Origin of the sequence: Enterobacter sp. RHBSTW-00318 (assembly GCF_014101375.1) — a bacterium.
Lineage (GTDB): Bacteria > Pseudomonadota > Gammaproteobacteria > Enterobacterales > Enterobacteriaceae > Enterobacter > Enterobacter ludwigii.
The window spans coordinates 2,106,207-2,119,520 of sequence record NZ_JABXQH010000001.1; the positions used below are offsets into that span (position 1 = coordinate 2,106,207).

Genomic DNA, 13,314 nt, shown 5'->3' on the forward strand with positions numbered 1-13,314 from the left:
ACCAGGATAAATCACACGCGAAGATGCAATTTATCCTGATGCGCTTATCGACGGCAAATACTGATCAGCAACTCTTCCATCCACTGATGCCCTTTATCCCGACCTGCGGCTTCATGCCAGGAGAGATAGCAAGTACGACTATTCAGCTTGAGCGGCAACGGCAACATTTGCAGTTGTAGTTGACCGGAAAACTCTTCAGCCAGCCAGCGTGGTGCAATAGCCACCAGATGTGTCTGCGAGACCACGTTCAATACGCTGACCATTGCCATTCCCTGATAAGCAACGCTTGCCTGTTTATCCGCCGTGTCATACCACGGCAGGCTAAAGGAAGCATATCTGTCGAGCGCAACAACAGCATGCTGCTCGCTATAAACGTCACTTTCCCGAAGCGGAGAATTGAGTCGGGGATGTTTTTTACTGGCGACCAACACCATTTCATCTTTAAACAGCGGAACGCAAGAAAATTCGGGACGTCGAAATTCTTCATATCCCAGAACGAACTCGGTCTCCTGGTAGCGTAACTGATGCTCTGTGTTTTGATTTAAGGATGATTTAAAAACCAGATGGATATTGGGAGCGATCTCTTCAACTTTATTATAAATAATCGACGTCAAATAATTATCTAACGGACTGCAAACACAAAGATTGAATACACGCTCACTGCTTAAAGGTTCAAAGCCTGACCCTGGCAGCTCGTTTTGAACCAGCTGCAACGCCTGACGGATAGAGCCGAATAACTGGAATGCCCGTGCGGTAGGCTGTATTCCTCTCCCGTAACGAACGAATAACTCGTCGTTAAACATAACTTTAAGTCTGGCGACGGCATTACTGACCGCGGGCTGAGACATCCCCAACGTATGTGCCGCCCGGGTGATATTCTGCTCCTGCATGACAGCATCAAATACCGTGAGCAGATTAAGGTCCACCGTACGTAACTGCGGTTTAATCCCATCAGTAGTTTGAGGTTGTTTAATATTAATTTCTGGCACTTCTGACTCCACTGTCACGCTACACTCCCTTTGCCAACGTACTGTAATAATTCCGAAGAATATGATTTACCATGCATATACGATCAGCGAAAGAGAATTATTTTAAATTCGGAAAATATAAAGAACAGTTTAGCGAAAATGACTTTTCGCCGCTGACAAACGATAAAATAAACACCACTGCAAATGATATGATTCACTTTAGGATTTGAATGAAACCATAAACTAGACCAATATACAATCGTCAGCGGGTTAATGATGTCTTAAGTATTATTAAACTGTTATTGCAACCCCGATTAAATAAGTTAACAATCTGTAATAACCATAAGACATCCGAAGAGATAAAAAACATTCACCGCATTTATAACTTAATGATATCAAACCCATTTGCACCCCACACAACTGAGTAGCGAACTTTTAAGTTATTCATCACAATTATATTCAATTATTTCTGCAACCTTTTTCTCAGTCCAAAATTAGACAATTTGTAGGGTCGGAAAAGCAAAACCCAGCACAATTAGCTAAAGCATATATCCTGTCAACCTGGCCAGCCGGGTGCGTTTTTGCCTGCAGGGGTTGACATGCACAGTCGTATCCAGTACCACTAAAAGCATATTGAATTTAACGGAGCACGATTCATGATTCGCACCATTCGTTTCACCGGTCTACTACTACTAAACGCATCCACTTTGCGCGGTAGACTGGCGGGCGAAATTCAGCGTTGAATCGTCACCAGTAAGACTAAAAACCCGCGCCACTGCGCGGGTTTTTTTATGCTCGTAGCAAGGCGCCCTAAGACTGACAAGGACCTAACCCATGAGCCAGCAAGTCATTATTTTCGATACAACTTTACGTGACGGTGAACAGGCATTACAGGCAAGCCTGAGTGTGAAAGAGAAACTGCAGATCGCGCTGGCTCTCGAACGTATGGGTGTCGACGTGATGGAGGTTGGTTTCCCTGTCTCTTCTCCGGGTGACTTCGAATCCGTGCAGACCATAGCGCGTACCATTAAGAACAGCCGCGTCTGTGGCCTGGCACGCTGTGTGGAAAAAGATATCGATGTTGCAGCCGAGTCGTTGAAGGTTGCCGAAGCATTCCGTATTCATACCTTTATTGCTACCTCTCCTATGCACATTGCCACCAAGCTGCGCAGCACGCTGGATGAGGTCATTGAGCGCGCGGTCTACATGGTCAAACGTGCCCGTAACTACACGGATGACGTTGAATTCTCCTGTGAAGATGCTGGCCGTACGCCGATTGAAGATTTGGCGCGCGTGGTGGAAGCTGCCATCAATGCGGGCGCTAAAACCATCAATATCCCGGACACTGTCGGCTACACCATGCCGTTTGAGTTCTCCAACATCATTACCGGTCTGTATGAACGCGTACCAAACATTGATCAAGCGATTATCTCCGTACATACCCACGATGACCTGGGGCTGGCCGTTGGCAACGCCATCGCTGCGGTGCACGCCGGTGCACGTCAGGTAGAAGGCGCGATGAACGGCATCGGTGAACGTGCAGGTAACTGTTCACTGGAAGAAGTGATCATGGCGATCAAAGTGCGCAAAGACATCATGAACGTGCATACCCGCATCAATCACAACGAAATCTGGCGTACCAGCCAGACCGTCAGCCAGATCTGCAACATGCCCATCCCGGCTAACAAGGCGATTGTGGGTACCGGCGCCTTTGCGCACTCCTCCGGTATTCATCAGGATGGCGTGCTGAAAAACCGTGAAAACTACGAAATCATGACCCCGGAATCCATCGGCCTGAACCAGGTTCAGTTGAACCTGACCTCCCGTTCCGGTCGTGCGGCGGTGAAACACCGTATGGAAGAGATGGGTTATAAGGACAGCGATTACAACATGGATCAGCTGTACGACGCCTTCCTGAAGCTGGCCGATAAAAAAGGTCAGGTATTCGACTATGACCTGGAAGCGCTGGCCTTCATCAATAAACAGCAGGAAGAGCCTGAGCACTTCCGCCTCGATTACTTCAGCGTGCAGTCAGGCTCCAGCGACATTGCGACTGCCTCGGTCAAACTGGCCTGTGGCGAAGACATTAAGGCCGAAGCGGCAAACGGCAATGGCCCGGTTGATGCCATTTACCGCGCAATTAACCGCGTCACCGAGTACGACGTAGAGCTGGTGAAATATGACCTGACGGCCAAGGGCCACGGTGAGAATGCCCTGGGTCAGGTTGATATCGTGGTCACCCACAATGGCCGTCGTTTCCACGGTGTGGGCCTGGCGACGGATATTGTTGAATCCTCCGCGAAGGCGATGGTCCACGTGCTGAACAACATCTGGCGCGCCGCTGAAGTTGAAAAAGAGTTGCAACGCAAAGCTCAGAATAAAGAGAACAACAAGGAAACCGTGTAATGTCGAAGAATTACCATATTGCTGTGTTACCGGGTGACGGTATTGGCCCGGAAGTGATGGCACAGGCGCTGAAAGTACTGGAAGCCGTTCGTTCGCGTTTTGCGATGAAAATCTCCACCAGCCACTATGATGTGGGCGGTATCGCCATCGATAATCACGGTACTCCGCTGCCAAAAGCGACCGTTGAAGGGTGTGAAAATGCGGATGCAGTGCTGTTTGGCTCCGTGGGTGGCCCTAAATGGGAACACCTGCCGCCCGCCGGGCAGCCTGAGCGCGGCGCGCTGCTGCCACTGCGTAAACATTTTAAATTGTTCAGCAACCTGCGTCCGGCGAAGCTGTACCAGGGGCTGGAAACGTTCTGTCCGCTGCGTGCAGATATCGCGGCTAACGGCTTTGACATCCTGTGCGTGCGTGAACTGACCGGCGGGATCTACTTCGGGCAGCCTAAAGGGCGCGAAGGCAGCGGTCAGCATGAAAAAGCCTTTGATACCGAGGTCTATCACCGTTTTGAAATTGAACGTATCGCCCATATCGCTTTTGAGTCGGCGCGCAAACGCCGCCATAAAGTGACGTCTATCGATAAAGCGAACGTTCTGCAGTCTTCTATTTTGTGGCGTGAAATCGTCAGTGAAGTCGCGAAACAGTATCCGGATGTCGAACTGTCCCATATGTACATCGACAACGCGACCATGCAGCTGATTAAAGATCCGTCGCAGTTTGACGTTCTGCTGTGTTCCAACCTGTTCGGCGATATTCTCTCGGACGAGTGCGCAATGATCACAGGCTCTATGGGGATGTTGCCATCAGCCAGCCTCAATGAGGAGGGATTTGGCCTGTACGAACCTGCAGGCGGCTCCGCGCCCGATATCGCCGGCAAAAACATTGCCAACCCGATTGCGCAGATCCTCTCCCTGGCCTTGCTGTTGCGCTACAGCCTTGATGCCGGTGATGCAGCAACCGCAATTGAAAACGCCATTAACCGTGCGTTAGAAGAAGGTGTCCGTACCGGTGATTTAGCACGCGGCACGGCGGCAGTCAGTACCGATGAAATGGGCGACATTATTGCCCGCTATGTCGCTGAAGGGGTGTAATCATGGCGAAAACGTTATATGAAAAATTGTTTGATGCGCACGTAGTTTACGAGGCACCAAACGAAACCCCACTGTTGTATATCGATCGCCATCTGGTGCACGAGGTTACCTCCCCTCAGGCATTCGACGGACTGCGTGCGCATAAGCGCCCGGTGCGCCAGCCTGGTAAAACCTTCGCGACAATGGATCACAACGTCTCCACGCAAACCAAAGATATCAATGCGTCGGGCGAAATGGCGCGTATCCAGATGCAGGAGCTGATCAAAAACTGCAATGAATTTGGCGTCGAGCTCTACGATCTGAACCACCCGTATCAGGGTATCGTCCACGTAATGGGGCCGGAACAGGGCATCACCCTGCCAGGCATGACCATTGTCTGCGGTGACTCCCACACGGCCACCCACGGCGCGTTTGGGGCCCTGGCGTTCGGTATTGGTACCTCTGAAGTTGAACATGTTCTGGCGACGCAGACCCTGAAACAGGGCCGCGCCAAAACCATGAAGATTGAAGTGAAAGGCAAAGCGGCCCCGGGCATTACCGCCAAAGACATCGTGCTGGCCATCATCGGTAAAACCGGCAGCGCAGGCGGCACCGGTCACGTGGTTGAATTCTGCGGTGAAGCCATCCAGGCACTGAGCATGGAGGGCCGTATGACGCTCTGCAACATGGCCATTGAGATGGGGGCAAAAGCGGGCCTGGTCGCGCCAGACGAAACAACCTTCAGCTATGTGAAGGGCCGTCTGCACGCGCCGAAAGACCAGGATTTTATTGAGGCGGTTGCGTACTGGAAAACCCTGAAAACCGACGATGGTGCGACGTTTGACACCGTGGTTACGCTGCAGGCGGAAGACATTGCGCCACAGGTCACCTGGGGAACCAACCCGGGCCAGGTGATTTCCGTTAACGATAATATTCCTGACCCGGCCTCTTTCACCGATCCGGTCGAGCGCGCCAGTGCGGAAAAAGCGCTGGCCTATATGGGTCTGAAGCCAGGCATTCCGTTGACTGACGTGACCATTGATAAAGTGTTTATCGGCTCCTGCACCAACTCCCGTATCGAAGATTTACGCGCGGCGGCCGAGATTGCCAAAGGCCGTAAAGTGGCGCCGGGCGTTCAGGCGCTGGTTGTGCCGGGCTCTGGCCCGGTGAAAGCCCAGGCGGAAGCTGAAGGCCTGGATAAGATCTTTATCGAAGCGGGCTTCGAGTGGCGCCTGCCTGGCTGCTCCATGTGCCTGGCCATGAACAATGACCGCCTGAATCCTGGCGAGCGTTGTGCCTCCACCAGTAACCGTAACTTTGAAGGCCGTCAGGGCCGCGGTGGGCGTACTCACCTGGTCAGCCCGGCAATGGCCGCCGCTGCGGCAGTGACCGGTCATTTCGCCGATATTCGCAGCCTGAAATAAGGAGACAATCATGGCAGAGAAATTTACCCAACATACGGGCCGGGTTGTCCCACTGGACGCCGCTAACGTCGACACTGACGCCATCATTCCAAAGCAGTTTTTGCAGAAGGTGACCCGTACCGGGTTTGGCGCGCATCTGTTTAACGACTGGCGCTTCCTGGACGACAAAGGCGAAGTGCCCAATCCCGAGTTCGTGCTGAACTTCCCGGAATTTAAAGGCGCATCGATTCTGCTGGCGCGTGAAAACTTTGGCTGCGGCTCTTCCCGTGAACATGCACCCTGGGCGCTCACCGACTACGGGTTTAAAGTGGTTATCGCCCCAAGCTTTGCCGATATCTTCTACGGCAACAGCTTCAATAACCAGCTGCTGCCGGTGACGCTGAGCGATGCGCAGGTAGACGAATTGTTCGCCCTGGTGAAGGCAAATCCTGGGATTTCGTTTGAAGTGGATCTGGAAGCGGAAGTGGTGAAAGCGGGTGATAAGTCCTACAGCTTCAGCATTGACGCCTTTCGTCGTCACTGCATGCTGAATGGCCTGGACAGTATTGGCCTGACGCTGCAGCACGAAGATGCCATCTCCGCCTATGAGCAAAAACAGCCTGCGTTTATGGGGTAGGCTGCGTACCATCCTGGTGAAGATCAACATCGTCCAACATAATGGGTGCAGTACACCATCAGTGTTAATTGATGTGGGCCTCACCACTGTTTGCCTCTTGCGTCAGCCTGAGGCAAACAGCCTCGGCTGACGCCACGCGCGCTATGCGCCTTCTCAGACCCTGTCAGAAAATCGTTTTATTTCGTGAAGCCGCCTTCCAGAATCACACATCTTTTACCCGGCAGGTTAGCACCAGCGTCACCACGGAAATGGCCGCAATCATCCAGTACACTGACGCGTGACCGTAGGTTTGTGACAACGCCCCCTGAATCACCCCTGCCAGAATAACGCCCGTTGAAATGCTGTTGGTAAAGAGCGTAGTGGCAGAGCCTGCCCGTCCCGGCATTAAGTCCTGGAACCAGAGCATCCCAATCCCGGCCACGATGCCAATAAACACGGCATTAAACAGCTGCAGCGCAAGCAGTGCTTCGCGCGAATGGAAGACGATCAGCCCCAGATAAAAAAGCACTCCTGCCGCCACGGCGACGATCATCATGCGGCGCTTTCCAAAACGCTTAACGTAATAACCCGCCAGGATCATCGCCGGAATTTCCAGGCCGGCTGCCGTCCCCATCAGGATCCCCGCAAGCTTGTCCGGCAACCCCAGATCGCTGCTGATCCACAGCGGCATATCAATGATGTACATGGTGTTGCAGGTCCACATCAGCATGGACGCGATAAACAGCATGCGGACGTTTTTATCCTGCCAGCCGCTCACCTGGGTGATGGGTTTATCCGTCGTCAGCTCCACTCGCGCCACTGAGGGTAGCGCAAAGGCAATCAGTATCAGGCTGATGACAAAAATGCCGGCAGCGATGGAAAACATGGTGGTAAAGCCATAGTTCAGCGCCAGCATAAACGCCAGCGGCGGGCCGATCACCCAGGCCAGAGAGAGCTGCGCACGCATGACCGAGCTGAACATCACCACTTCCCGCGCCGAGTTATCCGCGTATTCACGGGCCAGCGCGAACAGCTGCGGCATGGCGGTATTGGCGAGCGACGCCAGAAGCACGCCGCAGGTAATCAGCGTCAGGTAATGGCGATTGAAGGCAAACAGCAGCGCGTTACCCACGGCCATGGCGCAGCAAAAGAGGATCAGTTTGCGACGATCGCCCCGATTGTCCGATCGTTTTGCCAGTGCCAGACTGACCAGGATCCCGGCGATGGCGTTCACGGTATAAAACAGCCCCACCCAAAACGGCTGCGCCCCCACCTCACGGCTGAGAAACAGACTCAGCGTCGGAGCCTGCAATGCCCCCGCCACGCCCATCATAAAGGCCACCAGCATAAAAGCGGCATACACGCCGTTCAGGCGTCGCCCCATCGTCATCAACCAGAGCATGCGCAAGTCCTTGTGAAAGCGAATCGAAAGTGGGTGAATAGTAAACGAAAAAAGCCAGCAAAAACATTTTGCTGGCGGGTGATAAGCACCAATACTCAGTCACACATGATCGAGGCGAGTTAGCAAGAAGAGGTCGGTTTCGTAACGTCCCACTGCATCAGATCTTCCAGGATTTTCAACCGTTGCTCTGCACACTGGCGGGCCAGCCAGGACGCTCCCTGCGTCGCTGAAAAATAACGCTGATAAAACTGACGTGCGGTAGACCTCTTCATAATTTACCTCCTCACTTCATCGGGAAGAATTATTGGCCTAATATAGGGATTAATAAATTGCTGATTTTTTGTCAGGAGTTCCCCTTTTATGCCATCTGGTCGTCTGCAACAACAATTTATCCGCCTCTGGCAATGCTGCGAGGGGCGATCGCAGGAGACCACGCTGAACGCGCTGGCGGACCTGCTCAGCTGTTCGCGCCGGCACATGCGCACGCTGCTTAATACCATGCAGCAGCAGGGCTGGCTAAACTGGGAGGCCGAGGCGGGTCGCGGAAAACGCTCGCGCCTGACCTTCCTGTATACCGGGCTGGCGTTGCAGCAGCAGCGGGCGGAAGACCTGCTGGAACAGGACCGCATCGACCAGCTGGTGCAGCTGGTGGGGGACAAAGCGGCAGTACGCCAGATGCTGGTGTCGCATCTCGGGCGCAGCTTTCGTCAGGGTCGCCACATTCTGCGGGTGCTCTACTATCGACCGATGAAAAACCTGTTACCCGGCACGGCGTTACGCCGCTCTGAAACCCATATGGCCCGACAAATATTCAGCGGCCTGACGCGCATAAATGAGGAAAATGGGGAACTGGAAGCGGATATTGCGCACCACTGGCAGCAACTTTCTCCTCTTCACTGGCGCTTTTTTCTACGTCCTGGTATTCATTTCCACCACGGCCGCGAGCTGGAGATGGTCGATGTGATTGCCTCTTTAGAGCGCGCCTGCACGCTACCGCTCTATTCCCATATTTCACGCGTTCACTCTCCTACGGCATGGACACTGGATGTTGAACTGTCTCAGCCGGACAAATGGCTTCCGTGGCTGCTGGGCTATGTACCGTCGATGATTTTGCCCGGTGAATGGGAATCGATGAATAATTTTGCCAGCCTGCCGATTGGCACCGGCCCCTACTCTGTATCGCGCAATAACAACAACCAGCTGAAAATCCGCGCTTTTGATGACTATTTTGGCTACCGGGCGCTGATCGACGAAGTGAACGTGTGGGTATTACCGGATCTCAATGAAGAGCTGAGCGCCGGGCTGACGCTGGAAGGGCCCACCACGGGCGAAAAGGCCGTGGAGAGCCGGCTCGAAGAAGGGTGCTACTACCTGCTGTTCGACAGCCGTACCCATCGCGGGGCAAACCATGAGGTGCGTAAATGGATAAGCCACGTGTTGTCGCCCTCCAGCCTGATTTATCATGCGGAGGAGCAGTACCAGACCTACTGGTTCCCGGCGTATGGTCTGCTTCCTCGCTGGCATCACGCCCGCCCGACATACTGCGACAAGCCCGCCGGGCTGGAGTCCATCACCCTGACCTACTATCGCGAGCACGTTGAACACCGCTTTATCGCCAGAATCATGACCCGACTGCTGGCCGCCGTTGGGGTGAGGCTGGATGTCAAAGAGGTGGATTACGATGAATGGCATCAGGGGGAGATCGTCAGCGACATCTGGCTCAACAGCGCCAACTTTACCCTGCCGCTTGATTTCTCGCTCTTCTCTCACCTGTATGAGGTCCCGCTTATCCAGCACTGCATAGACCGGGACTGGCAGCAGGACGCGGCACGCTGGCGCGCCGGCGACATGAATCTGGCCTCATGGTGCCAGCAGTTGCTGGCTGAACAAGCGATCGTGCCGTTGATCCACCACTGGCTGATGATCCAGGGGCAGCGTAGTATGCGCGGTGTCAGAATGAATACGCTGGGCTGGTTTGATTTTAAATCCGCCTGGTTTTCGCCGCCGGAGCCATAACACTTTCGTAATATTTGCCAAATCATTACAATAGCGCCGTTCTCAACGGGGTGCTGCATCACTGATGTGCGCTGAGATAATACCCGTCGAACCTGATCCGGATAACGCCGGCGAAGGGATTTGAGGCTGTCACTCAAAATCCTTTGCCACTCAACCTTGAGGTGCAAAGTGTTAAAAAAAGTTCTCCCCCTTCTGGCGCTGTTTGCGCTGCCTGCCGTCGCGAAGCCCGTCCTGACGGTCTACACCTACGACTCCTTCTCAGCCGACTGGGGTCCGGGTCCGGTGGTGAAAAAAGCCTTTGAAGCTGACTGTCAGTGCGAACTGAAGTTCGTGGCGCTAGAAGATGGCGTCTCTCTGCTTAACCGCCTGCGCATGGAAGGCAAAAACAGTAAAGCCGATGTGGTGCTTGGGCTGGATAACAACCTGCTGGAGGCCGCCTCGAAAACCAGACTGTTTGCCAAAAGCGGCGTCGCCACCGATGCCGTCAGCGTCCCGGGCGACTGGCAGAACGACACCTTTGTGCCGTTCGATTACGGTTACTTCGCGTTTGTTTACGACAAAAACAAGCTTAAAAACCCGCCGAAAAGCCTGAAGGAACTGGTCGAAAGCGAGCAGAAATGGCGCGTTATTTATGAAGATCCTCGCACCAGTACGCCAGGCCTGGGGCTGCTGCTGTGGATGCAGAAAGTCTACGGCGATGACGCTCCGCAAGCGTGGCAGAAGCTGGCCGCCAAAACCGTCACCGTGACAAAAGGCTGGAGCGAAGCCTACGGTCTGTTCCTGAAAGGGGAAAGTGATCTGGTTCTGAGCTACACCACCTCCCCGGCTTACCACATCATCGCCGAGAAGAAAGACAATTACGCCGCCGCCAGTTTTGCTGAAGGGCACTATCTGCAGGTCGAAGTGGCAGCCCGCACGGCATCCAGCAAACAGCCCGAACTGGCCGAGAAGTTCCTGAAATTTATGGTCTCCCCGGCATTCCAGAACGCTATTCCAGCGGGTAACTGGATGTACCCCGTGACCAGCGTGGCGTTGCCAGCGGGCTTTGAGAAACTGACCAAACCGCAAACCTCGCTGGAGTTTACGCCTCAGCAGGTTGCCGCGCAGCGAGCAGCATGGGTAAGTGAATGGCAACGCGCCGTCAGCCGTTAATTCCCGGCTGGTTAATTCCTGGGCTGCTCGCCGCCGTATTGATGGTGGCGGTCAGTCTGGGCGCATTCCTTGCCTTGTGGTTTAACGCGCCAGAGAGCGACCTGTTCGCGCTCTGGCACGACAGTTATCTCTGGCACGTTATCCGTTTCTCTTTCTGGCAGGCCTTTCTCTCTGCGCTGCTGTCGGTTATCCCCGCCATTTTCCTGGCACGCGCGCTTTATCGCCGCCGTTTCCCCGGCAGGCAGGCCCTGCTGCGCCTGTGCGCCATGACGCTGATCCTGCCGGTCCTGGTGGCCGTGTTTGGCATCCTGAGCGTCTATGGCCGTCAGGGGTGGCTGGCTTCACTTTTCAGCCTGCTGGGTCTGGAGTGGCGCTTCTCGCCCTACGGACTGAAGGGCATTCTGCTGGCGCACATCTTTTTCAATATGCCGATGGCGACCAGACTCTTTTTACAGGCACTGGAAAACATCCCCGGTGAACAGCGCCAGCTTGCCGCCCAGTTGGGCATGCGCGGCGTATCCTTCTTCCGCCTGGTCGAATGGCCGTGGCTGCGTCGTCAGATCCCGCCGGTTGCGGCTCTGATCTTTATGCTCTGTTTCGCCAGTTTTGCCACCGTGCTTTCACTCGGCGGCGGCCCGCAGGCCACCACCATCGAACTGGCAATTTACCAGGCGCTCAGTTACGACTATGACCCCGGCCGCGCCGCGCTGCTGGCGATGGTGCAGATGGTTTGCTGCCTGTGCCTTGTGCTGCTGAGCCAGCGTCTGAGCAAAGCCATCCCGCCGGGCAGTAATCAGATAACCGGCTGGCGCGACCCGCAGGACAGCATGCATAGCCGGATCGCTGACCTGCTGCTTATCACGCTGGCGCTGCTGCTTCTGCTTCCGCCGCTGATGGCCGTCATCGTCGATGGCCTGAACCTGAATCTCGTTACCGTGTTGCAGCAGCCCGTTCTCTGGCAGGCAACGTGGACCTCGTTACGGATCGCGCTGGCCGCCGGGCTGCTGTGTGTCATGCTGACCATGATGCTTTTATGGAGCAGCCGCGAGCTTTACGCGCGTCAGGCCCGTAAAGCCGGGCATGCCCTGGAGCTGACAGGCATGCTGATCCTGGCGATGCCCGGCATTGTACTGGCGACGGGGTTCTTTTTACTGTTCAACAGCACCATTGGCCTGCCGGAAAACGCCGACGGCATCGTGATTTTCACCAATGCCCTAATGGCGATCCCCTACGCGCTGAAGGTGCTGGAAAATCCGATGCGAGACATCAACAGCCGCTACGCGCTGCTGTGCCAGTCGCTCGGTCTGCAGGGCTGGCAGCGGCTAAAGATTATCGAACTGCGTGCGCTGAAACGCCCGCTGGCCCAGGCCCTGGCCTTCGCCTGTGTGCTCTCAATTGGTGATTTTGGTGTCGTGGCGCTCTTCGGTAATGAAGATTTCCGCACCCTCCCGTACTGGCTGTACCAGCAAATTGGCTCCTATCGTAGCCAGGAGGGAGCCGTCACGGCGCTGCTGTTACTGGTGCTCTGCTTTGCCTTATTTACCGTTATCGAAAAACTTCCGGGGCGTAATGTTAAAACTGACTGATGTAACCTGGCTCTACCAGCATCTGCCAATGCGCTTCTCCCTTTCGGTTCGTCAGGGAGAGATGATTGCGGTTCTGGGTCCGAGCGGGGCCGGAAAGAGTACTTTGCTCAATCTGATTGCCGGTTTTCTGCAACCGGCGAGCGGGTCGATAGTGATTGAAAACCGCGACCATACGCGCACGCCACCCGCCCGACGTCCGGTGTCGATGCTGTTCCAGGAAAATAATCTGTTCATGCATCTGACGGTGCGGCAAAACATCGCCCTGGGTATGGATCCTGGCCTGAAACTCAACGACGGTCAGCGCCAGAAGCTGGAGCTGATTGCCGCTCAGATGGGCATTACCGCGTTTATTGACCGCCTCCCTGAAGCCCTCTCCGGCGGGCAGCGTCAGCGGGTGGCGCTGGCGCGCTGCCTGGTGCGCGAGCAGCCCATACTGCTTCTGGATGAGCCCTTCTCTGCACTCGATCCTGCCTTGCGCCAGGAGATGCTTACCCTGGTGCAGGACGTGTGCCAGCGTCAGCAACTGACAATGCTGATGGTTTCGCACAGCATTGAGGATGCCGCGCGGATTGCGCCACGATCGGTGGTCATTGCAGAAGGGCGAATTGCCTGGGATGGCGGCACTGAGGAACTGCTCAGCGGTCACGCAGGGGCGTCGTCATTGTTGGGCATCAGTGCGAGCTGACCCTCTCCCA

Annotated in this window: 11 protein-coding genes and 1 riboswitch; of the genes, 8 read left to right on the forward strand and 3 right to left on the reverse strand. The window is 54.8% G+C overall.

The features are described from left to right. Positions 1-44: 44 nt before the first annotated feature. Complete coding sequence (leuO, locus tag HV157_RS10555; protein WP_032669418.1) at positions 45-989, reverse strand: transcriptional regulator LeuO; 945 nt, start codon at positions 987-989, stop codon at positions 45-47. A gap of 813 nt (positions 990-1,802) precedes the next feature. On the opposite strand from leuO, the gene leuA reads away from it, so the two are divergent. Genes leuA through leuD form a run of 4 tightly spaced genes read left to right on the forward strand, consistent with a single transcriptional unit; the run spans position 1,803 to position 6,484 of the window. Then, complete coding sequence (gene leuA, locus HV157_RS10565) at positions 1,803-3,374, forward strand: 2-isopropylmalate synthase (RefSeq protein ID WP_014168617.1); 1,572 nt, start codon at positions 1,803-1,805, stop codon at positions 3,372-3,374. After that, the gene (gene leuB / locus HV157_RS10570; RefSeq protein ID WP_020882572.1) at positions 3,374-4,465 is read left to right on the forward strand and encodes a 3-isopropylmalate dehydrogenase; all 1,092 of its coding nucleotides are present in this window, start codon (positions 3,374-3,376) and stop codon (positions 4,463-4,465) included. The genes leuA and leuB overlap by 1 nt, the downstream gene beginning before the upstream one ends. Positions 4,466-4,467: 2 nt before the next feature. Continuing rightward, a complete protein-coding gene (gene leuC, locus HV157_RS10575) occupies positions 4,468-5,868 on the forward strand; it encodes a 3-isopropylmalate dehydratase large subunit (RefSeq protein ID WP_014168615.1) in 1,401 nt (466 codons plus the stop codon). Between the two features lie 10 nt (positions 5,869-5,878). Next, a complete protein-coding gene (gene leuD / locus HV157_RS10580) occupies positions 5,879-6,484 on the forward strand; it encodes a 3-isopropylmalate dehydratase small subunit (RefSeq protein WP_014168614.1) in 606 nt (201 codons plus the stop codon). A gap of 202 nt (positions 6,485-6,686) precedes the next feature. On the opposite strand, the gene HV157_RS10585 is transcribed toward leuD, so the two are convergent. Both HV157_RS10585 and sgrT read right to left on the reverse strand, forming a co-directional pair. Then, positions 6,687-7,865, reverse strand: a complete 1,179-nt coding sequence (locus HV157_RS10585) for a sugar efflux transporter (RefSeq protein ID WP_032679619.1) — start codon at positions 7,863-7,865, stop codon at positions 6,687-6,689. A 119-nt stretch (positions 7,866-7,984) separates the two neighbouring features. Continuing rightward, on the reverse strand, positions 7,985-8,137 hold the full coding sequence (gene sgrT, locus HV157_RS10590) for a glucose uptake inhibitor SgrT (RefSeq protein WP_014168612.1): 153 nt from the start codon (positions 8,135-8,137) through the stop codon (positions 7,985-7,987). 88 nt (positions 8,138-8,225) lie between these two features. Here sgrT and sgrR point away from each other — a divergent pair, with 88 nt between their 5' ends. From sgrR to thiQ, 4 genes are all read left to right on the forward strand, one after another. Next, complete coding sequence (gene sgrR / locus HV157_RS10595; protein WP_049023065.1) at positions 8,226-9,881, forward strand: HTH-type transcriptional regulator SgrR; 1,656 nt, start codon at positions 8,226-8,228, stop codon at positions 9,879-9,881. A gap of 36 nt (positions 9,882-9,917) precedes the next feature. Next, positions 9,918-10,018, forward strand: a riboswitch (TPP riboswitch). Positions 10,019-10,049: 31 nt separating this feature from the next. Next, the gene (thiB, locus tag HV157_RS10600) at positions 10,050-11,033 is read left to right on the forward strand and encodes a thiamine ABC transporter substrate binding subunit (protein ID WP_182268203.1); all 984 of its coding nucleotides are present in this window, start codon (positions 10,050-10,052) and stop codon (positions 11,031-11,033) included. After that, on the forward strand, positions 11,009-12,619 hold the full coding sequence (gene thiP / locus HV157_RS10605; protein ID WP_182268202.1) for a thiamine/thiamine pyrophosphate ABC transporter permease ThiP: 1,611 nt from the start codon (positions 11,009-11,011) through the stop codon (positions 12,617-12,619). The genes thiB and thiP overlap by 25 nt, the downstream gene beginning before the upstream one ends. Beyond that, a complete protein-coding gene (gene thiQ, locus HV157_RS10610) occupies positions 12,603-13,304 on the forward strand; it encodes a thiamine ABC transporter ATP-binding protein ThiQ (protein ID WP_063214184.1) in 702 nt (233 codons plus the stop codon). Before thiP ends, thiQ begins: the two co-directional genes overlap by 17 nt. Positions 13,305-13,314: the final 10 nt, after the last annotated feature.

Coding starts and splice junctions, on each gene's coding strand:
- leuA (WP_014168617.1), top strand. CDS start 1,803: ATGAGCCAGCAAGTCATTATTTTCGATACAACTTTACGTGACGGTGAA.
- leuB (WP_020882572.1), top strand. CDS start 3,374: ATGTCGAAGAATTACCATATTGCTGTGTTACCGGGTGACGGTATTGGC.
- leuC (WP_014168615.1), top strand. CDS start 4,468: ATGGCGAAAACGTTATATGAAAAATTGTTTGATGCGCACGTAGTTTAC.
- leuD (WP_014168614.1), top strand. CDS start 5,879: ATGGCAGAGAAATTTACCCAACATACGGGCCGGGTTGTCCCACTGGAC.
- HV157_RS10585 (WP_032679619.1), bottom strand. CDS start 7,865: ATGCTCTGGTTGATGACGATGGGGCGACGCCTGAACGGCGTGTATGCC.
- sgrT (WP_014168612.1), bottom strand. CDS start 8,137: ATGAAGAGGTCTACCGCACGTCAGTTTTATCAGCGTTATTTTTCAGCG.
- sgrR (WP_049023065.1), top strand. CDS start 8,226: ATGCCATCTGGTCGTCTGCAACAACAATTTATCCGCCTCTGGCAATGC.
- thiP (WP_182268202.1), top strand. CDS start 11,009: ATGGCAACGCGCCGTCAGCCGTTAATTCCCGGCTGGTTAATTCCTGGG.
- thiQ (WP_063214184.1), top strand. CDS start 12,603: ATGTTAAAACTGACTGATGTAACCTGGCTCTACCAGCATCTGCCAATG.